Below are 19,575 nucleotides of genomic sequence, written 5' to 3' on the forward strand. Positions count from 1 at the left end.
GGCCGTAGTGGCCGAAGTCGGCCGGCCACCAGTCCTGCGAGGTCGTCAGCACCTCGGCGATGTCGCTCTTCACGGCGGCGAGGTCGAGGGAGGTGAACGCCGCGGCATAGTCGAACCGCTCGCCGAGGGGATTGGCCACGGCGGGGTTCTTGGCGAGAAGGTGCAGGTTGAGCTGGTTCGGCCACCAGCCACGGTTGCCGCCACCCTGTGTCGGGTGCGGGGCACGCGGGTGCGCGACCGGGCACCCCACGCTGTTCGCTTCGTTGACGTTGGGCGCGGTGTCGCGGGTCTCGGACATGGGATTCCTCCCGAGCCTAGATGGGTCAGGCACGATCGGGCACGGGCCCGGCCGAGCAGGCCGGGCACAGGCCCCAGTAGTTGACCTCGGCCTCGTCGATCGAGTAGCCACGGTCGTCGGACGCGGTCAGGCACGGCGCCTCACCGACGGCGCAGTCGACGTCGGCGATGTCGCCGCATGACCGGCACACGACGTGATGGTGGTTGTCCCCGACTCTCGACTCGTAGCGGGCCACGGAGCCGGCCGGCTGGATGCGCCGGACCAGCCGCGCGGCCGTCAGCGCGTGCAGCGAGTCGTACACGGCCTGGTGCGACACCTCGGGGAGCTCCCGGCGAACGACGCCGATGATCGAGTCCGTGTCGGCGTGTGCGTGGGCGAACACTGCGCCCAGCACGGCCATCCGAGGACGGGTCACACGCAGACCGGCCCCTCGCAGCATCTGCTGGAAGTCCAGGGCGGCGGCCATGGCCGCCACTCTCCCCCGTTTTCTTGAACCTGTCAAGAAAACACTGGAACCTGTTCCAGTGTTGCCGGCGCCGCTGGCGAACGGCTAGTAGGCGCCCTCGCGGCGCAGAACGGCGAAGACGGTGCGCCAGAGGATCACGAAGTCCATGGCCAGCGTCCAGTTCTCGACGTAGCGCAGGTCGAGGCGGACCGACTCGTCCCAGGCGAGGTCGGAGCGGCCGCTGATCTGCCACAGGCCGGTCAGGCCCGGCTTGACCATCAGCCGGCGGTGCACGTCGCCCTCGTACTCGGCGACCTCCCGCGGCAGCGGCGGGCGCGGGCCGACCAGCGACATCGTGCCGTTCAGGACGTTGAACAGCTGCGGCAGCTCGTCGAGCGACCACTTGCGCAGGAACTTCCCGACCCCGGTCACCCGCGGGTCGTCGCGCATCTTGAACAGCAGGCCCTGACCCTCGTTGCTCGTCCGCAGCTCCTTCAGCCGCGCCTCGGCGTCGACGTACATCGAGCGGAACTTGTACATCGTGAACTCTCGACCGCTCCGGCCGACCCGGACCTGCTTGAAGATCGCCGGGCCACGGCTGGTGAGCCGGACCGCGAGCGCGAGCCCGAGCAGCAGCGGGGAGAAGAACAGGACGATGGCCAGCGCCACCACCCGGTCGAAGAGCAACTTCATGACCCGGCGCGAGCCGGTCAGCTCCGGTTCCTCGATGTGCAGCAGCGGCAGCCCGGCCACCGGCCGGATCGAGATCCTCGGGCCGACGACGTCGGTCAGTGCCGACGAGACGAGCACCTCGACGTCCGAGCCCTCCAGGTTCCACAGCATCCGCTGCAGGGTCTCGCCGTCCACCTGCGGGGAGATCGCGACCGTGGTGGCCCGGGTCGCCCTGATCGAGGTGTGCAGCGAATCGGAGGTGCCGACGATCGGCACGCCTAGCAGGTCGAAGCCGCTGCGCTCCGGACGGTCGCTGCTGTGCCGGCCGGGCGCGCGGTCCAGTACGACGCCGACGACCGACCACCCGGCTGTCGGGTCACGCTGCGCGAGCCGGACCAGCGTCGCCGCCGACTCGCCCGCGCCGACGACGAGGACCCGGTGCATGCAGCGGCCCTGCCGGCGCATCCGGTGCAGGAGGCCGCGCCCGCCGATCCGGCCGGCCACGGTCAGCATGATCGCGACCGGGAAGACGACCAGCACGTAGGCGCGGGCGATCTCCGCCTTGGTCGCGTAGGACACGGTCGCGACGGTCGCGACGACCCGGACGGCGGCGTTGACGACCCGTCGGAACTCCTCCGAGCCGCCGCCGAGGAACCGCGGCTCGTAGGCCCGGTTCAACGACATCGAGACGATCCAGACCAGCGGCAGCAGCACCGTCGCGAGCAGGTACCACCGTGGTGACGCGGCCGGCGAGTCGAAGTGCAGGAAGCCACCGAACCGAATGATGTACGCCACGCCGGCCGCGACCACACAGGCCGCGGCGTCGAAGGCGATCAGCACCCGGACATAGCGGCGCTCCCAGTACAGGTAGGCCCGGTATCCGCCCGGCGGCATGGTCTGGCCGCGCCGCGGGGCACGACTGGGCGGCGCCGTCCGCGGCGGTGGACTGGCCTCCCGCCGGCCAGCCGGCGCCCGGAGGCCTCCCTCGCCGACGGACGCGCCACCCGGTGGGCCGCCGGCCGCTCGTCCGCCAGGAGCCGGTCCGCCGGCGGTCTGCCCATCGGCCCGGGGCACGCGGGTACGCGGAACCCCGTCCGGCGCGGCGGCCGGGCCTCGGCCGCTCGGAAAGGTCGCCGTCATCGAGCGCCCCCCGCGCCTCGGCGCGCGGCGCACCCATGCAGCGTCAGCACCTTCTCCTCCGCGGTGAGCGACTCCACCGGGCTCCCCCCACGCCTCACCGCGCGGACACACCCATGCTGGAGCGCTCCCCCTTTGGCGCGCGCCGCGGCGAGCCGCGTTCCCCGTCCCACCGTGGCGACTGGCGGCGGCGCGGGTGTAAGAGACCATCAGATCGTGGTCACGCGGGCAAACTTACCCGTCCCGGACGATTGCCTGACCAGCGCCCCCACGTGGCAGAACGCACTTTCCGATCGATGACAGTCATCAATGCGCGAACGCGCACCAGCCGCGCGCGACGACATCACTTTTATGACGAAATGCACTATTGGCCAGACGCGGCCGACCGGGGACCCGCCGCCATTCGCGAGCGGCGAGGCCATCGCCCGGCCGCCACCCGACGCTCACCTCGACAATGAGTTACACGACGACATCGAGGTGTTACTGTCCGCGAAACCCGGGGCGACGCCCCGGGGCGAAGCCCCCCGGCCGCGACGACGGCCAGGGTGAGAGCGGTCGGCGTCCGTCGGCGGGTGGGGGCGCCCAGGCGGACGTCGACCCCACTCTGTTGATGGTTCGCTCCGTCCGGGCACGGCGCTACGGCCCCTTACTCGCTTCGCTCCCAAGGGACCTCCGCGCCGTGTCCTCCTCCGCTCACGGGCGCTGCGGCGACCTCGCTGCGGCCCGACCATGTTCGCTTCGCTCCATGGTCGGGCCTCCGCGAGGTACGCCTCCGCGCCCAGCACGGTCGCCTGCCGCTGTGACGTAACCAGAACGAAGCCGCGGCACTCGCATAGTCGGCACTTCGCTTCGCTCGTAGGAGGGCCTCCGCGCCGCACGGGTACATCACGCTTGATCGTTTTTAGATCATCCTGAGCTCGAAGTCACACCTTCGGCCCGGGACCACCACGTGCGACGGTCCCGGGCCGAAGTCGTTCCGCGCCTCAGCGCCTCCGACCTCATCGAGCGCAAACCCCGCCCACGAGCGAAGCGAAGTGCCCCCACGCCCGGCGCAGCTTCGGCCTAGCAACGCCACAGCGTCAGGTGACCGTGCTGGGCGCGGAGGCGCGCCTCGCGGAGGCCCGGCCCACAAGCGAAGCGACGTGGGCCGGGCCGCAGCGAGGTCGCCGGAGCGCCCGTGAGCGCAGGAGGACGGCGCGCGGAGGTCCCTTGGGAGCGAAGCGAGTAAGGGGCCGGAGCGCGCCGCCCGCACGGAGCGAACCAGCAACAACCTTCCCGCCCGGCCATGTCCGACTTTTACCTCGGCCCGACTCCGGCTCTGACCACGGAGCGAACCAGTGTTACGGCAGGGCGGCGACGATGTCCGCGATGGGCTTGCGGGCGCCGGTGTAGAAGGGCGTCTCGAGCCGGGTGTGGCGGCGGGCGGCGCTGGAGCGCAGGTGGCGGATGCAGTCGACGATGCGGTGCAGCTGGTCCGCCTCGAAGGCGAGCAGCCACTCGTAGTCGCCGAGGCCGAAGGCGGAGACGGTGTTGGCGCGCACGTCCTCGTACTCCCGGCCCATGATCCCGTGCTCGGCGAGCATTCCGCGCCGCTCGTAGTCGGGCAGCAGGTACCACTCCAGCGAGCGGTTGAACGGGTAGACGCAGACGTAGTCGCGCGGGTCCTCACGCCGGACGTAGGCCGGGATGTGGCTGCGGTTGAACTCGGCCGGCCGGTGCAGGCCGACGGCCGACCACACCGGGTCGAGGTGCGCGCCCAGCGTCGTCTGGCGGAACCGCTGGTAGGCCTCCTGCAGCACGTCCGGGTCGGGGCACGTCCACCAGATCATGATGTCGGCGTCGGCGCGGTAGCCGGAGATCTCGTAGATGCCGCGGGTGTAGACGTCCTTGGCGAGCGCGCCGTCGAGCAGCGCGTCCACCTCGGCGGCGACGGCGGGCCGGTCCGCCGGCAGCGGCCGCCTGGCGGCGAACACCGACCAGCTGGTGTAGAGCATCTCCGCGTTCAGGTCGCGGGCGGACTTCGCCGTCTCACCGTGCTGAGCGCCCGACTCCTGCCGCGGGGACGAGGTCTCCGGCTCGGACGAGGTCTCCGGCTGTGACGTGGACAAAGGCTGGGTGGACGACATACGCCTATTCTTCCTCGCTCGCGGACCGGCTTACCGCGCCGACCGCATCCGTCTCGGACCGCAGCACCGCCACCGCCGCCGCCTCACCGGAGCGGATGCAGGCGGGAATGCCAACCCCGTCATAACCGGCGCCGGCGATCGCCAACCCCGGTGGGAGCGCCCGGCGCACCATCACGACGCGCTCCAGATGGCCCGGCAGGTACTRCGGCAGCGCCCCGCCCCACCGGCTGACCCGGCTCGCGACCGGGCGCGCGGGCAGGCCCGTGGCGTGCGCGATCTCCGCGGCCACGACGCCGGCGAGCTCGACGTCGGAGCGGCGCAGGTCCTGGTCAGCACCCGCCCGCCCAACGCTCGCGCGGACCACCCGCAGCGGGCCGCCCCCGGACACGTGCGGCCACTTCGACGTCAGGTACGTCGCGGCCTTGATCGTGGCGCCTTCCCGGGCGCCCACCAGGAAGCCGCTGCCCGCCGGCAGGTCGACGTCGCGGTAGACGAGCGTGACCAGCCCGATCGAGGCGTACGGCACGCCGGCCAGCGGCGCGGCGGCCCGCGGCGCGACCGGGTCCAGCAGCTCGCGCGCCGCCCCGGCCGGGACCGCGAGGATCACCGCGTCGGCGTCCAGCGAGCCTCGCCCGCGCGGCCCGACCGTCACGGCGTCCGGGCTGGCGTCGGCGGCCGGCCCGGACTCGTCGAAGTCGACCCGCCAGCCGTCCTCCAGCTGGGTGAGCCGGCGCGCGAGCACCCCCGTGAGCACCGTCGCGCCGCTGGCCTCGGCGACCCGGGCCGCGAAGGCGCCGAGTCCGCCGCGCACCGAGGCGAACACCGGCGAGGGCGCCGTCGCGGCGGCCGGCGCCGTGCGGGCCCGCACCCGGTGGGCGCCGAGCAGCAGTGAGCGGTCCTCGGCCAGGATCGGCACGAGCTGCGGGACGGTGGCGCGCAGCGACAACGCGTCGGCCCGACCGGCGTAGACGCCGCCGAGCAGCGGGTCGACCAGCCGGTCGACGATCTGGCGGCCGAGCCGGGCGCCGACGTAGTCGCCGACGGTCGGGTCGTCCGGCATCTTCGCGCGCGGCAGCACGAGGTCGGCGGCGGCGCGCGCCAGCCCCCACGGGGACAGCACCCGGGAGCGCATCAGCCCCAGCGCGTCCGTCGGCACCCCGAGCAGCGTGTTCGGCGGGATCGGCCGCAGCCGGCCGTTGATCCACAGCGACGCCGAGGTGGTGTCGGGGTGGACGATGTCGTGGCCGAGGCCGACCTGGCGGGCCAGCCGCAGCCCCTCCGGGACCCTGGCCAGGAACGACTCGGCGCCCTCCTCGACGTCGAGCCCCTCGAGCGGGGTGGTGCGCAGCTTGCCGCCCACCCGGCCGCCGGCCTCCAGCACGGTCACCTCGGCCCGGCCGGCCAGCGCGTGCGCCGCGGCGAGCCCCGCGATGCCCCCGCCGACAATCACCACTCGCACGCTGGAACGCTCCCTCTACGACCTGGGACGAGCCCGCGGGGGCGCGGTGCCTCGTCGCTGTCGCGCACTCTCCGGCCGGCGGCGCTCGCGGCGGCCGGGTCGCCGGCCGCCGCGGGCGGGGCCGACGGACTCCTAGCCGCCATGGACGAGGTCGACGACGTGGGCGAGCACGCCCGGGTCGGTCTCGGGCAGCACGCCGTGGCCGAGGTTGAAGATGTGCCCTTCGGCCTTGGACCCGCGCAGCAGCACGTCGCGCACCTTCTCGGCGAGCACGTCCGGTGGGGCGAACACCGCGGTCGGGTCCAGGTTGCCCTGCACGGCACGGCCCGGGCCGACCCGGCGGGCCGCCTCGTCGAGGCCGACCCGCCAGTCGACGCCGACGACGTCCGCGCCCGCCTCGCCCATCGCGGTGAGCAGCTCGCCGGTGTTGACGCCGAAGTGGATCCGCGGCACGCCCGAGCCCTCGAAGGCGGCCAGCACCTTGGCGCTGTGCGGGGCGACGTAGCGGCGGTAGTCGGCCTCGTCGAGCGCGCCGGCCCAGGAGTCGAACAGCTGCAGCGCGTCGATGCCCGCGTCGACCTGGACCCGCAGGAAGCCGATGGTGATCTCGGCGAGGCGGTCCAGCAGGGCGTGCCACAGCGCGGGGTCGCTGTACATCAGCTGCTTGGTCTTCGCGTGCGTCTTGCTCGGGCCGCCCTCGACGAGGTAGCTGGCCAGCGTGAACGGCGCCCCGGCGAAGCCGATCAGCGGGGTGTCGCCGAGCTCGGCGAGCAGCAGCCGGATCGCGTCGTGGATGTAGGGGACGTCGTCGGGCGTCAGCGGACGCAACGGCGCGAGGCCGGCGGCGTCGCGGACCGGCTCGGCCACCACCGGCCCGGTCCCGGCCACGATGTCGACGCCCACACCGATCGCGACCAGCGGCACGACGATGTCCGAGAAGAAGATCGCCGCGTCCGTCCCGAACCGGCGGACCGGCTGCAGCGTGATCTCGGTGATCAGCGCGGCGTCCTGGCAGGAGTCCAGCATCGGCACCCCGGCGCGCAGCGCCCGGTACTCGGGCAGCGCCCGGCCAGCCTGGCGCATGAACCAGACCGGTGTGACGTCGGTCGGCTCTCCCCTGGCGGCGCGCAGCAGGGGCGCGCGCTGCGCCAGCCCGGCCCGCCGGGGCCAGACAGACGCGGCCAAATCGGACGGAGTTCCCACAGCCATACTCCGATCGTGACACGCGCCGGCCGAGGGTGCCCGAACCCGCGTAGCCAAGGACCCGCCCGCCCTCTCAGGTGGCGGCTCCAGCTCTTCTACGTCCAGTAGAAAATACTCCCTCCGACGCCTAACCGTATTGATCTCGACGAGTTGTCCCCGGTCACGCCCGGCCGCGCCAGCCGCGCCAGCCGCGCCAGCCGCGCCCGGAACAATGCCAAAGAATGCACATCGGGTGCCCAACGGCTGGAACCTGGACGGTCGCCACATGTGTCGCGGGCGGTGCGTAGATGGTCTGGCCACGACACGCCGGGGGGAATGCGTGGAGATCAGTCACGGCCGTGGCACCGTCTGAGCCGTCCGAAAGGCCTGGAAGGCGGYGGGCCGCGCGGGCGGGCCTCCAGCGCTCACGACCATGCCGACCAGTAGAACCAGCCGGCCACAGGAGGTGCGGTCATGCTCCCTGGACGCGAGCCCGATCAATCTGATCATCCCGCCCGGCGCGCGAACCCCGAGCGCCTCGCGCCGGGAGACCGGCGGGCAGCGGCCACCGTCGCCGACGGCCGCGAGCCGGCCGCCGAGTACCACCACTGCCCCGAGTGCGCCGGCGAGCGGCGGTTCGAACGGCCGGAATGCCTCGACGGGCACGGCTCGGACTGTCCTGAGCTGGCCTGCGTGCACTGCGGTACCGCGATCCTGGTCGCGCCCCTGACCCAGCTCGGCGCGGGGCCGGACGACGAGGCGTGGTGGCCGCGGCTGGTCCGCCAGGCGGCGCCCGGCCGCGAGCCGGACGCCTCGTCCCGTGGCGGGTCGCCGGCGCGTTCTCTGGCCAGCGCCGGGCGCGCCCCGCGGTCACGAGCGTGAGCCTGTACAGCGCGGCGCCGGAGCCAGCCGCCCCCGGCCTCGTTCCCGCCGCCGTCGGCCCACATCGCGCGATCCCCCACCGGGCACACCCATCGGGGTCGAAGCAGCACGCTCCGGCATCCGGGCAGCGGGATCTGCGCCCACGCCCTAACGTGGCCGCCATGGGCGCCCCGTTGTCCCCCGACGCCGGGGCCGCGCGAGCGGCTGCGACGGCGGTGGCCGCGCCGGCCCTCGCCGGACCGGGCCTGTTCATCGCCGCGGCGACCGCGTTGCGGGACGCGCTCGGCACGCTGCGCCCCGAGCTGGCCGTCCGGGAGGCGCCGCCGCCGAGCCGGGTCGCCCCGTACGCGCTCGCGCTCGCGGCCAGCCTCGCCGGTGACGACGACGACCTCGCGGCCGGCAGGCTCGTCCTCCTGTTCGACCCGGCGGGGCACAACGCCTGGGAGGGCACTGCCCGGCTGGTCTGCTACGCCCGCGCCGCCGTCGAGCCCGAGGTCGCGGCCGACCCGATGCTGCCCGAGGTCGCGTGGTCCTGGTTGGTCGAGGCGATGGCCGCCCACGGCGCCGGCGCGCGCGCTCTCGGCGGCACTGTCACCACGACGACGTCGCGCCGTTTCGGGGTGCTCGCACCCGACGGCGACAGCTTCGACGTCGAGGTGCGCTGCTCCTGGTCGCCCAACTGGGCGGAGACAGCCAGCCCGTCCCGTCCGGGCGGGGAAGGTGGGACGCCCTGGTCGGCGGAGGAGACCGCCGCCCACCTGCACGCGTTCGCCGATCTCCTGGCCGCGATGGCCGGTCTGCCGCCGCGGATCGCCGGCGTCGTCCCGCTCCCGGGACGCCACTTCTAAGCCGCCGTCAGCCGCCGCCATACGGCATCAACCACGAACAGCGCGGGGAAGGCACTCAGCGTCCGATGGCGGGCGCTGAGTGCACTCCGTGGGCGAGCCGCATACATATGGCGGTACGACGGTCACTGGTGCCGGTAGCCTCGTTACGAAGCGTATAAACGGTACGTTTGATCCGTCGACCGGCCTGCCAACAGCGGGATTCACACGTACCATCGCCGATCGTGACGTCGACGGTTCCGAACTCAACACGGCAGCTCAGCGGGGGTGGCACACCAGACGTGATCGACGCGGCAGAGCCGGCGTCGCCCGCCGTCACCCCGCTGCTGGAACCGGTCGAGGGCGTGCCCCCCGTCACCTGCGACGCGAGGGCACTCGCCGCGGTCGCCGAGCGGCTCGCGGCCGGTGAGGGTCCGGTGGCCTTCGACGCCGAGCGAGCCTCCGGCTATCGCTACAGCCAGCGCGCCTACCTGGTCCAGATCCGCCGGCGCGGCTCTGGCACGGTGCTCATCGACCCGGTCACGCTGCCCGACCTGAGCGTGATCCAGGAGGAGGTCGGCGAGTGCGAGTGGGTGCTGCACGCGGCCAGCCAGGACCTGCCCTGCCTGGCCGAGCTGGGGCTGCGCCCGACGCGGCTGTTCGACACCGAGCTCGCCGGCCGGCTGCTGGGCTACGAACGGGTCGGCCTCGGGATGATGGTCGAGCGGGTACTCGGGTTCGGCCTGGAGAAGGGACACTCCGCGGCCGACTGGTCGACCCGGCCGCTGCCCGAGCCATGGCTGCGCTACGCGGCGCTCGACGTCGAGCTGCTCGTCGAGCTGCGCGACGAACTCACGGCCGAGCTCACCGAGACGGGCAAGCTGGACTTCGCCCTGCAGGAGTTCGCGGCGATTGTCGCCGCCCCGCCGCGCGAGCCGAGGGCCGAGCCCTGGCGGCGCACCAGCGGCATCCACCGTGCCCGCAGCCGCCGGCAGCTGGCGGCGGTCCGCTCGATGTGGAGCGCCCGGGACAAGATCGCGCGTGCCCGCGACATCGCGCCCGGCCGGGTACTGCCGGACAGCGCGATCATCGACGCGGTGCTGTCCGCGCCGGCGGACGCCACCGAGCTGATCAAGCTGCCGGTGTTCTCCGGGCCGCGGCTGCGGCGCAGCGCCGGCGTCTGGATGACGGCGCTCACCCAGGCCGCGGCGCTGGCGGACGCGGATCTCCCGCCCGCGACCGCGTCCACCGGCGGCGACGGGCTGCCGCCGCCCAACCGGTGGGCCGAACGCGACCCGATCGCCGCCGCCCGGCTCGCCCGGGTCCGCGCCAGCCTGAACAAGGTCGCCGGCAAGCAGAACATGCCGGTGGAGAACCTGATCGAACCGGCGCTGACCAGGCGGGTCGCCTGGTCGCCGCCCGGGGAGCTCTCCGCCGCGACCGTGGCTGGCGCGCTGCGCGCCGGCGGCGCCCGCGCCTGGCAGGTGGACCTGACCGCCGCCGCGATCGCTGACGCCCTCGCGGAGCCCGCCGAGCCGGCTGAGATCCCCGCGGCCGAGCCCGGCCCGCCGCGCCGGGCCGGGCGGTCCGCCGCCCCCGCGAGCGCCAGTCCCCTCGGCGGCACCGAGGCCGTCTCCTAGCCTCCTGGGCGGCCGTCCCCCGCGAGCTGACCAACGCTTAGGACTCCTGGCCGCGGGCGGGGCGAGGGCGGGGTGGGCGAGGGCGGGGTGGGCGAGGGCGGGCGGACCCGGCGCAGTGGGCATGGACGGCACCTGGCGGGCGTTACCTACTCATCGGTAACTCTGTCGTAGGCTGGCTGCGTGCCGCCGGGTGACGCCGGTCGCACGGCCCAGCCGAGCCGTTCCTCGCCGGGGAGGACCCACGTGTTCAAGGCATCCCGCGGTGCAGTCCGCGACGTCGTGTTCGTCGACGGGGTACGGACCCCGTTCGGCAAGGCCAAGGGGGTCTACGCCGAGACCCGCGCCGACGACCTGGTCGTCCGGGTCATCCGGGACCTGATGCGGCGCAACCCGTCCCTGCCGCCGGAGCGGGTCGACGATGTGGCGATCGCCGCGACGACCCAGATCGGCGACCAGGGGCTCACGATCGGCCGGGTCGCCGGGATCCTGTCCGGGCTGCCCGAGTCGGTGCCCGGCTACGCGATCGACCGGATGTGCGCGGGTGCCGTCACGGCCGTCACCACCACCGCGTCGGCGATCGGCATCGGCGCCTACGACGTGGCGATCGCCGGCGGCGTCGAGCACATGGGCCGCCACCCGATGGGCGAGGGCGTCGACCCGAACCCGCGCTTCGTCTCCGAGAAGCTGGTCGACCCGTCCGCCCTGGTCATGGGCATGACCGCCGAGAACGTGCACGACCGCTACCCGGACATCACCAAGGCGCGCGTCGACGCCTACGCCGCCGCGTCGCAGGAGAAGGTCGCGAAGGCCTACGCGGACGGCAAGATCCAGCCGGACCTCGTCCCGGTCGCCGCGCGGCACGCCGAGACCGGCTGGGAGTACGTGACGGCCGACGAGCCGCCGCGGCCGGGCACGACCGTCGAAGGCCTGGCGCAGCTGAAGACCCCGTTCCGCCCGCACGGCAAGGTGACGGCCGGCAACTCGGCCGGCATCAACGACGGGGCCACCGGCTGCATCCTGGCGGCGAGCGAGGTCGCCGACGAGCTGGGCCTGTCCAAGAAGATGTCCCTCGTCGGGTTCGGGTTCGTCGGGGTGGCGCCCGAGGTGATGGGCGTCGGCCCGATCCCGTCGACCGAGAAGGCCCTCGCCCGCACCGGCCTGACGATCGACGACATCGGCCTGTTCGAGCTGAACGAGGCGTTCGCGGTCCAGGTGCTCGCGTTCCTCGACCACTTCGGTCTCGCCGACGACGACCCGCGGGTCAACCCCTACGGCGGCGCGATCGCGCTCGGCCACCCGCTGGCGAGCTCCGGCGTGCGGCTGATGACGCAGCTCGCCCGCGAGTTCGAGGAGCACCCCGAGGTCCGCTACGGCCTGACCGCGATGTGCGTCGGCTTCGGCATGGGCGCCACCACGATCTGGGAAAACCCCCACTTCTCCGCCTGACGACCGAATCAGACAGGAGCCCCGTGATGAGCAGCCCTGACGTAGCGCTGGACTTCCCGGACGAGGTCGTCACGCACGCCTACGTCCGTTACGCCCAGCTTCCCGGGGTCGACGGCCCGGTCGCCCTGATCACGCTGGACAACGGGCACGACCACACCCGGCCGAACACCTTCGGCCCCGCCGGGCTGCGCGAGCTGCTGGCCGCGGTGGACGAGATCGAGGCGCACACTCCGCCGGTCGCCGCGGTCGCCGTCACCGGCAAGCCGTTCATCTTCTGCGTCGGGGCGGACCTGTCGTTCCGGTCCTCACTAGGCCAAAGAGGGCGCGAGGATGCTTCTCCTTCGCGCCCCCGGCGGCCTGAAGAGACACAGCCCGATCCGGACGCGATCCGGCCGGCGATCGAGAAGCTCGGCGAGCTGGGCCACGCGGCGCTGCGCCGCGTCGGCGAGGGAAAGCTCGGCGGGCGGAAGGTGCCGACGTTCGCGCTCGTCAACGGCGCGGCGATGGGCGGTGGCCTGGAGCTGGCGCTGCACTGCGACTACCGGGCGTTCTCCGCCGGCATCCCCGTACTCGCGCTGCCGGAGGTCTTCCTCGGCCTGGTGCCGGGCTGGGGCGGCACCCAGCTGCTGCCGAACCTCGTCGGCGCGGACAAGGCCGTCACCCTCGCGGTCGAGAACCCGCTGAACACCAACCGCACCCTCAAGGGCCCACAGGCGGCGAGGCTCGGCCTGGCGGACGTCCTCCTGGAGCCGGCGGACTTCCTGGAGGAGGCGCTCGGCTGGGTCGGCCGGGTACTGCGCGGCGAGACGGACCCGGCCGCCGCCCGCCCGGCCGTCGAACGCGGCCAGGCCTGGGCGGACGCGCTCGCCCGCGGCCGGGCGCTCGCCGACGCGAAGCTGCACGGCGCGGCGCCCGCCGCCTACCGCGCGCTGGACCTGCTGGCCCTGGCCGAGGCGGCCGACCGCGACGCCGGCTACGCCGCCGAGACGACGGCGCTCGCCGACCTGTCGGTCTCCGACGAGCTCGCCGCGAGCCTCTACGCGTTCGACCTCACCCAGAAGCGTGCCCGAAAGCCAGCCGGCGGGCCGGACCCGAAGCTCGCCCGGCCGGTGGCGAAGGTCGGCGTCGTGGGCGCCGGGCTGATGGCCAGCCAGCTCGCGCTGCTGTTCGCCCAGCGCCTCGAGGTGCCGGTCGTGCTCACCGACCTCGACCAGGCCCGGCTGGACAAGGGTGTCGGCTACGTCCACCGCGAGGTCGACAACCTGCTGCTGCGCGGCCGGGTCTCCCACGACAAGGCCAACCGGCTCAAGGCTCTGGTCACCGGCTCGCTGACCAAGGACGCGTTCGCCGACGCCGACCTCGTCATCGAGGCGGTCTTCGAGGACCTGAAGGTCAAGCAGGCGGTGCTCGGCGAGCTGGAGGCGGTCGTGCGCCCCGACGCGCTGCTGCTGACCAACACCTCCGCGCTGTCCGTGACCGACATGGCCGCGGGCCTCGCGCACCCCGAGCGGGTCGCCGGCCTGCACTTCTTCAACCCGGTCGCGGTGCTGCCGCTCGTCGAGGTCGTGCGGGCAGCCAGGACGGACGACGCGGCCGTCGCCACGACGCTCGCGGTGGCCAGGAAGCTTGGCAAGAACGCCGTCCTCGTGAAGGACGCGCCGGCGTTCGTCGTCAACCGGCTGCTCACCCGCTTCCTGGGCGAGGTGCTCGGCGCGATCGAAGCCGGCACCCCGGTCGCCGAGGCGGACGCGGCGCTCGACCCGCTGGGCCTGCCGATGTCGCCGCTGACGCTGCTCGCGCTGGTCGGCCCGCCGGTGGCGCTGCACGTCGCCCAGACGCTGCACGAGGCGTTCCCCGACCGGTTCCACTCCCCCGCGGGCCTGGGCCGGGTCGTCGCCGCCGGCAAGGCCAGCGTCTACACGACCGGCCCGGACGGCACCCAGGTCATAGACGACGAGGCCGCGGCACTCGCCAGGGGCCCGGTCGCGGGCGACGGCGCGGCGGCCGGCTCGGGGCTCGCGCCCAGCGGCGACGAGGTCCGCGCCTCGGCGCTCTCGGCCCTGGCCCAGGAGATCCGCCTGCTCCTCGACGAGGGCGTGGTCGCGGAGGCCGCCGACATCGATCTCTGCATGATCCTCGGCGCCGGCTGGCCCTTCCACCTCGGCGGCATCACCCCGTACCTCGACCGCGTCGGCGTCAGCGAGAAGATCACCGGCGCCCGGTTCACCCCGCCCGGCGTCGCCACCGTCCGCTGACGGGGCACTCGCCGTCCGGCCGCCGCGGGGTCTCCAGGGTGGTTGGGGACCCCGCGGCGGTCTCCGCTGGTGGCTCGTGGCGGTGCGGAAAGGTGTGACTCGCGGGTGGGTCCCGTCCTCGCGGGACGGAGCTACCCGCCCGAGACCAGCTCGCCGCACCAGTAGCCGTCGTGGTCAAGCTCCGCCGGCGGCGGCACTGTGGTGAACCCGCGGCCCGCCTGGTCGGCCTTGATGAAGCTCTCGCAGACGACCGGTTCCTTGGGCTTCGACAGGTCGACAGGGGGCATCAGGCCGCTGCCGGTGAAGTCCGTCACCGCGCGGAGCTTCTGGATGAACGCGTCGCGGGTCGGGCAGGGTCCCGCCAGCTCGAGGCCGTGGATCATCTCGTCGGTCGCGACGTACGACGCGATCGCGATCTCGTCGCTCGGGTCGGCCATCTCCGGGGAGTAGGTGCTCATCGCGTTGTCGTACGCGACCATCGCCGGCGAGCCCGGCGCGGCGAAGGTCGAGATGGTCGTCATCCCCGCCATCTTGGGGCCGAACGTCTCGAGCAGGGAGGAGCTGTAGCCGGCGGCGTTCAGCGCGACCTTGATCCCCGCTCCGAGATCCTTCGCCCGGGCGTAGATGTCGATGAAGTCGCCGGCCTGCGCGGAGCCGACCAGCGCGTCGGCGCCGGACTGCTTCAGCTCATCGGCGACGCGCGACACGCTGCTGATCTCATGGGTGAAGTCGACCTGGTCGATTACCTGGATCCCGCGGCTTCGCAGGCTGGCCGAGAGCGCCGTGACGAGGGTCGGGGACGTCTCCGCGCTCGGGTCGACGACGACCACGGCCTTGGTGCCGCCCTGAGCCTTGATGTACTCGCCGAACGTCGAGACGGTTCCCTTGTTGAACAGGCTTCCGAAGTGGAAGGCATTCGGGTAGTCGCTCCAGTCGGCGCTGGAGGCGAACCCGGTGACCGGGATGTTCTTGGCCTGCAGCCACGCGGCCGAGCCGCCGAAGGCGACCGTCAGCGCGATAAGGCCGAAGATCTGCTCGTGGCCGACGAGGCCGTGCACCGCCGTCGAGAATCCCGTGGCGGAGGCCTGGTCGTCCCGCCAGACGAGATCGATCCTGCGGCCCCCGACGCCACCGTGGGCGTTCTGYAGGTCCACCCGGGCGTCGACCGCGCCGCGCACCCCCTTGAAGGCGTCCACGATGGCGGCGGGGCCGCTGTCGGAAAGCGCAAGGCCGATCTTGATGGAGTCCGGCGTCACGCCGGGGACCGCGGGGCAGGAGCCGGGCGCGCGCGACGCGCTACAGCCGGAGAGCAGGGCGGGCGCGCTGACGAGCACGACGGCGAGGGCCACGGTGACCGTCCGCGCGTGTAATCGAGGCAGGTTCATGGTGCGCCGTCTCCAGTCGTGGTGCGGATGTTCCTCACGGTCCCTGCCAACAGCGTGAAACGCTGTCGCGCGGCTGGCGGGCCGCGCAGAAGCCCGAGAGGCGAAGTGGCGGTGAAGCCTCCGGATCGAAAGCGATGAGCCGGACCAGGAAATCCCAGCCCAGCGGGCGCGCGGCGCCGGGTGCACGGCAATTCACTTATGGTCTCGCACACTGTTTCCCGGGGTCCATCGAATGACTCCCCGCAGCGATTAACCGACCACAGAGCTGTGCATCTTCCCGCCGCGGCGGAGGACGGCGAGGCCCCTCGGCCAGATCCCTCAGCGAGGCGGCGGCGTCGAATGAATAGACGATCCCCAAATAGATGGCACAACCAGACGGCCGCGACCAGCGCGGCCTTGAACGATTGCCCAGCGATGCTCGAAGTGTTTAGCACGCGTTCTACCGGCAGGCAAGACCAATCACTGTCAGGCGAACGGGCGCCGAAGGCGCCAGGATCTCAGCGCGCCTCGTCGGRCACTTCGCCGACGAGCAGGGCGACAAGGATCGCGTGTAGCTCACGCAGCCGGTCGGCACCCAGGCGGGCCGCCCATTCCTGTTCGACCGCCAGAGCGGTACGGCGCATCGCGCGCAGCGCGGCCCGTCCGCGCGGAGTCAGCAGTACGACCCGCGCTCGGCCGTCGAGTGGATCAGCCGACCGGGTGATGTAGCCGCCCTTCTCCAGGGTGGTGACGACCTGCGCGACGGCCTGCCGGGTGACGCCGAGCTGGTCGGCCAGCTCCGACACCCGTCGGCCGCCCGCGAGCAGGGGGACCAGCAGCCGCGCGTGGCCGGGACGCAGCCCGGTCAGCCCGGCCTCGGCGAAGGCAGCCGTCACCCTCGCGCCCTGGGACAGGGCGAGCGCCTGCACCAGCGCCGGCGTTGTCTGCGCGCCGGCCGGCCGGACCGTGTCTGTCACGCCGTCATCCTGCCATTGAAAATAGGCAAGGCTCTTGCCTATCATCGCGACATGAGCATGATTGGTCGTCTTCGGTCACGACGGACGTCGGCGCTGACCACCCTGGCCGCCGCGATCATGGCCAGCCTCGTGGGCTGCACCCCGGGAGATGCCACCGCCGGCTCGCCCGGGCCGGCCACGGTCGCGCCGCCTGGCGTCACGGCGACACCGACGGTCGCCGCCATTCCCACCGGCAGATCCACCCAGACGATCGACGTCTCAGGCGAGTCCCGGATGGTGCACCTCTACCGCCCGACCGGCCTCACCGGCTCGGCACCGCTCGTCGTCATGCTGCACGGCGGCTATGGCGACGGAACTCAGGCGGAGAACGCCTACCACTGGGACGCCGCGGCCGACCGCGGCGATTTCATCGTGGCCTTCCCCGACGGCACCGACCGTTCCTGGAACGCCGGTGGCGGGTGCTGCGGCCCGGCGTCGCGCACCGGCGTCGACGATGTCGCCTTCCTCACCGAGATGGTCACGACACTGGGCCGGGAGACCACCCTCGACCCCGATCGGATCTTCATCTCCGGTGTCTCCAACGGCGGCGCGATGGCCTACCGGATGGCGTGCGAGACCGACCTGTTCGCGGCTGTCGGCGTGGACTCGACCACGATGCTGGTCGAGTGCTCCGGCGCCGCGCCGGCCTCGGTGCTGCACATCCACGGCAGCGCCGACCCGATCATCCGATACGACGGTGCCCCGGGCCGGTCCTACAGCCCTGGCTCGGCGCCGATCGACGGACCGCCGGTGCCCGACGTCGCCGCCGCCTGGCGAACGACCGACGACTGCCCGGCGCCTCAGACCAGCTCCACTGGTGACGTGACGACCTCGACCGCCCAGTGCCCGGCCGGCCGCGCCGTCGAGCTCATCACCATCGCCGGGGCGGGACACCAGTGGCCCGGCGGACAGCCCAACCCCCGCGCGGAGGTCCTCGGCGCCGGCACCCCTTCGACCGCCCTCGACGCCACCCGCACCATCTCGGAATTCTTCGCGTCCCATCCCCGGTCGCCGGCCGGCACGCCTGGCGGGTGAACGGCGCCGGGGCGGATATCCCCAGCCCCGCTCTGGCCGGCCGTCCCGACCGCCAGCGGCAGGACCACCACGCAGAAAGCGGTGGGGCTGGTCGGCCAGGTTCTCCTGGCCGACCAGCCCCACCGCATCTCGTCGACGACGCCGTCGGCGGGTGGTTATCTCATGGCGTCGCGCGCGCGGTCGACGGCCGACGCGACCGGTCCAACTGTCCACTGCGCGGCGGGGGAACCCGCGGTCGACGGATGCGGATGCGTCGGCGCGACCTTCTCCGCGGTGCGCAGCTTGCGGCCCATGCCCTCAAGCTGGTGCTCGTCGCGGGCCGCCCGCACACGCGGGAACTCCTCGCTCTCCTCGTGCTCCGCGTGGGCGGACACAGCCCGCTCCAGATCGGTCAGCCTCGAATCGAACTCGGCGCTGTGCAGGTCCATCTTCTCCAGTTCCCGCAGCACTCGGCTGGCCTTGTCCTCCTCGTCGTTGCGGGCCGCGGCGACGGACTTGTCGACCTTCTTCGTCACGGGCCGCACGACCATCTCCTCGGCGGTCTCGTGGACCGCGAGCAGCGCACGCAGCTCGTCGAACGCCTGCCGCCTGTCCTCGCCCGCCCCCGTGCGCACCTCGGCGAACAGGTCACGAATACGAGCGTGCTGGTCGAGCAGAACTCCCACCACATCGTCCTCAGGCAGCTGCGCCGCGCGGGCACGCTCTACGTCGGCCTCACTCATCGCCATGATCCCTCCTCGTTTGTGATGACGTTCGGTTCGGGTGCAGCGTTCGCCCTTCCCACGATCTCCGCTCCCAATCACGGAGCGGAAAATCCATTCCGTCCGATTGGTCCGCCATCGGTCGACCTTGCCGGCGGCATCCGGATCCRCATTGCCCGCCGAACACTCGGGTGGACGCGACGGCTTCCGGCCCCGGATCAGCGGCCGAGCCGACGGGCGTTCAGGATGAGACGTCTCCCGAGGGCACACGCTGGTGGCGGCGGGCGCGGGGACYAGTGGACCGGCGGGTGCGGGTGCCGGTGTCGACGTGACGGCGGTGCGACGCCTCAGGCGCACGCTCACGATCGGTGGCGATGCTCTGCGCAATCGTGTCGAGGGTCCGCGTCCGGGTCTTGTCGTCGAGTCCGGTCAGGAGACTGTCCAGCACGCCCATCGCCCACTCCGTTCGGTTCGTTCGGTTTCCCCCCGATTCCCACGGAGCCGCGACTAACACGAGGCTCGCCATGATTAACAGGATTCATCCGGCAGTCGAGAGATCATCGGATGCGCGGGATAGATCGAGGTGATCCGGGTACCTGGCCGCCATGACCACTACCCCGCACACCACCGGAGTCCCCGCGACCCAGCTCGGCGACGATGACCTACGCCGCGAGCTCGACCGGCTGCACGCCACCCGCCACGACACCGTGGTCGGCGGCAGCGAGGACGCGCTCGAGAACCACACCCGGCGGATGCTCGAGCTGGAGGCCGAGTACCTCACCCGGTTCCCGGCCGAGTCGGCTCCCGACCCCGCCCGGACGCGCGCGGGCGCGCGCCGGCTCGCGGCCGGCCGCTGACGCGACGAACGTCCGCGCGGCGCGCACGCCGCCAGCCCCGCCGGCGCGGAGCCGGCGACAACCACCGACAGCGTCTCCCGCGACCACGACAGCACCGGCGCCTGGCCCGGCAGGAAGGAGCTCCTTCCTGCCGGGCCACGCACGTCCTCCAGCTGTCCTCAGCACCGGCGACCTCGCCCTGCGCCTGAACACGTGCCACGAGCGACCGGGTGCCGGTTCGGGACATCGTCGGATCA

Annotated in this window: 15 protein-coding genes and 1 pseudogene; 7 read left to right on the forward strand and 9 right to left on the reverse strand. The window is 72.9% G+C overall.

Features of this window, described 5'->3' with window-relative positions; genetic code table 11:
- The 6 genes and pseudogenes from BL253_RS14085 to hemE all read right to left on the reverse strand — a co-directional run.
- Nucleotides 1–298, reverse strand: a pseudogene (locus BL253_RS14085) (catalase/peroxidase HPI); the annotation flags it as partial.
- 25 nt (nucleotides 299–323) lie between these two features.
- Entirely contained in the window at nucleotides 324–764 is a 441-nt protein-coding gene (locus BL253_RS14090) for a Fur family transcriptional regulator (protein ID WP_096335997.1), read from the reverse strand.
- Between the two features lie 84 nt (nucleotides 765–848).
- Nucleotides 849–2,309 (reverse strand): sugar transferase, encoded by a 1,461-nt coding sequence (locus BL253_RS14095; RefSeq protein WP_076817098.1) that lies wholly within the window; start codon nucleotides 2,307–2,309, stop codon nucleotides 849–851.
- A 1,583-nt stretch (nucleotides 2,310–3,892) separates the two neighbouring features.
- The gene (hemQ, locus tag BL253_RS14100) at nucleotides 3,893–4,678 is read right to left on the reverse strand and encodes a hydrogen peroxide-dependent heme synthase (RefSeq protein WP_076817100.1); all 786 of its coding nucleotides are present in this window, start codon (nucleotides 4,676–4,678) and stop codon (nucleotides 3,893–3,895) included.
- 4 nt (nucleotides 4,679–4,682) lie between these two features.
- Nucleotides 4,683–6,137: a protoporphyrinogen oxidase gene (hemG, locus tag BL253_RS14105; protein WP_076817102.1), complete on the reverse strand. Its 1,455-nt coding sequence runs from the start codon at nucleotides 6,135–6,137 to the stop codon at nucleotides 4,683–4,685.
- 132 nt (nucleotides 6,138–6,269) lie between these two features.
- The gene (gene hemE, locus BL253_RS14110; RefSeq protein WP_076817104.1) at nucleotides 6,270–7,346 is read right to left on the reverse strand and encodes a uroporphyrinogen decarboxylase; all 1,077 of its coding nucleotides are present in this window, start codon (nucleotides 7,344–7,346) and stop codon (nucleotides 6,270–6,272) included.
- A gap of 447 nt (nucleotides 7,347–7,793) precedes the next feature.
- Here hemE and BL253_RS14115 point away from each other — a divergent pair, with 447 nt between their 5' ends.
- The 5 genes from BL253_RS14115 (at nucleotide 7,794) to BL253_RS14135 (ending at nucleotide 14,366) form a co-directional block, all read left to right on the forward strand.
- Nucleotides 7,794–8,201: a hypothetical protein gene (locus BL253_RS14115; RefSeq protein WP_076817106.1), complete on the forward strand. Its 408-nt coding sequence runs from the start codon at nucleotides 7,794–7,796 to the stop codon at nucleotides 8,199–8,201.
- 161 nt (nucleotides 8,202–8,362) lie between these two features.
- Nucleotides 8,363–9,049, forward strand: coding sequence for a DUF3000 domain-containing protein (locus tag BL253_RS14120; RefSeq protein WP_081438301.1), 687 nt, complete (start codon nucleotides 8,363–8,365; stop codon nucleotides 9,047–9,049).
- 278 nt (nucleotides 9,050–9,327) lie between these two features.
- On the forward strand, nucleotides 9,328–10,665 hold the full coding sequence (locus tag BL253_RS14125) for an HRDC domain-containing protein (protein ID WP_096335999.1): 1,338 nt from the start codon (nucleotides 9,328–9,330) through the stop codon (nucleotides 10,663–10,665).
- Nucleotides 10,666–10,908: 243 nt separating this feature from the next.
- Complete coding sequence (locus BL253_RS14130) at nucleotides 10,909–12,111, forward strand: thiolase family protein (RefSeq protein ID WP_076817110.1); 1,203 nt, start codon at nucleotides 10,909–10,911, stop codon at nucleotides 12,109–12,111.
- Nucleotides 12,112–12,137: 26 nt separating this feature from the next.
- A complete protein-coding gene (locus BL253_RS14135) occupies nucleotides 12,138–14,366 on the forward strand; it encodes a 3-hydroxyacyl-CoA dehydrogenase NAD-binding domain-containing protein (RefSeq protein ID WP_076817112.1) in 2,229 nt (742 codons plus the stop codon).
- A gap of 131 nt (nucleotides 14,367–14,497) precedes the next feature.
- Here BL253_RS14135 and BL253_RS14140 read toward each other — a convergent pair whose 3' ends face one another.
- Together BL253_RS14140 and BL253_RS14145 are read right to left on the reverse strand one after the other, a co-directional pair.
- On the reverse strand, nucleotides 14,498–15,751 hold the full coding sequence (locus BL253_RS14140) for an ABC transporter substrate-binding protein (protein ID WP_076817114.1): 1,254 nt from the start codon (nucleotides 15,749–15,751) through the stop codon (nucleotides 14,498–14,500).
- A 497-nt stretch (nucleotides 15,752–16,248) separates the two neighbouring features.
- Nucleotides 16,249–16,707: a MarR family winged helix-turn-helix transcriptional regulator gene (locus BL253_RS14145; RefSeq protein WP_076817116.1), complete on the reverse strand. Its 459-nt coding sequence runs from the start codon at nucleotides 16,705–16,707 to the stop codon at nucleotides 16,249–16,251.
- Between the two features lie 51 nt (nucleotides 16,708–16,758).
- Here BL253_RS14145 and BL253_RS14150 point away from each other — a divergent pair, with 51 nt between their 5' ends.
- Nucleotides 16,759–17,781 (forward strand): CE1 family esterase, encoded by a 1,023-nt coding sequence (locus BL253_RS14150; RefSeq protein ID WP_241834782.1) that lies wholly within the window; start codon nucleotides 16,759–16,761, stop codon nucleotides 17,779–17,781.
- A gap of 155 nt (nucleotides 17,782–17,936) precedes the next feature.
- Here the strand turns inward: BL253_RS14150 and BL253_RS14155 are convergent, their stop codons facing one another.
- Nucleotides 17,937–18,509 (reverse strand): hemerythrin domain-containing protein, encoded by a 573-nt coding sequence (locus BL253_RS14155; protein WP_076817118.1) that lies wholly within the window; start codon nucleotides 18,507–18,509, stop codon nucleotides 17,937–17,939.
- 578 nt (nucleotides 18,510–19,087) lie between these two features.
- Between BL253_RS14155 and BL253_RS14165 the strand changes: the two genes are divergently transcribed.
- Complete coding sequence (locus BL253_RS14165; RefSeq protein ID WP_076817121.1) at nucleotides 19,088–19,339, forward strand: DUF6158 family protein; 252 nt, start codon at nucleotides 19,088–19,090, stop codon at nucleotides 19,337–19,339.
- The last annotated feature ends 236 nt before the right edge of the window (nucleotides 19,340–19,575 follow it).

The sequence above is a fragment of the Pseudofrankia asymbiotica genome (assembly GCF_001983105.1).
In the GTDB taxonomy this organism is placed as follows: Bacteria; Actinomycetota; Actinomycetes; order Frankiales; family Frankiaceae; genus Pseudofrankia; species Pseudofrankia asymbiotica.

What these genes read in the sequence shown, in the direction of transcription:
- BL253_RS14090 (WP_096335997.1), bottom strand. Translation starts at nt 764, where the DNA reads ATGGCCGCCGCCCTGGACTTCCAGCAGATGCTGCGAGGGGCCGGTCTG.
- BL253_RS14095 (WP_076817098.1), bottom strand. Translation starts at nt 2,309, where the DNA reads ATGCCGCCGGGCGGATACCGGGCCTACCTGTACTGGGAGCGCCGCTAT.
- hemQ (WP_076817100.1), bottom strand. Translation starts at nt 4,678, where the DNA reads ATGTCGTCCACCCAGCCTTTGTCCACGTCACAGCCGGAGACCTCGTCC.
- hemE (WP_076817104.1), bottom strand. Translation starts at nt 7,346, where the DNA reads ATGGCTGTGGGAACTCCGTCCGATTTGGCCGCGTCTGTCTGGCCCCGG.
- BL253_RS14115 (WP_076817106.1), top strand. Translation starts at nt 7,794, where the DNA reads ATGCTCCCTGGACGCGAGCCCGATCAATCTGATCATCCCGCCCGGCGC.
- BL253_RS14120 (WP_081438301.1), top strand. Translation starts at nt 8,363, where the DNA reads ATGGGCGCCCCGTTGTCCCCCGACGCCGGGGCCGCGCGAGCGGCTGCG.
- BL253_RS14135 (WP_076817112.1), top strand. Translation starts at nt 12,138, where the DNA reads ATGAGCAGCCCTGACGTAGCGCTGGACTTCCCGGACGAGGTCGTCACG.
- BL253_RS14150 (WP_241834782.1), top strand. Translation starts at nt 16,759, where the DNA reads ATGAGCATGATTGGTCGTCTTCGGTCACGACGGACGTCGGCGCTGACC.
- BL253_RS14155 (WP_076817118.1), bottom strand. Translation starts at nt 18,509, where the DNA reads ATGGCGATGAGTGAGGCCGACGTAGAGCGTGCCCGCGCGGCGCAGCTG.
- BL253_RS14165 (WP_076817121.1), top strand. Translation starts at nt 19,088, where the DNA reads ATGACCACTACCCCGCACACCACCGGAGTCCCCGCGACCCAGCTCGGC.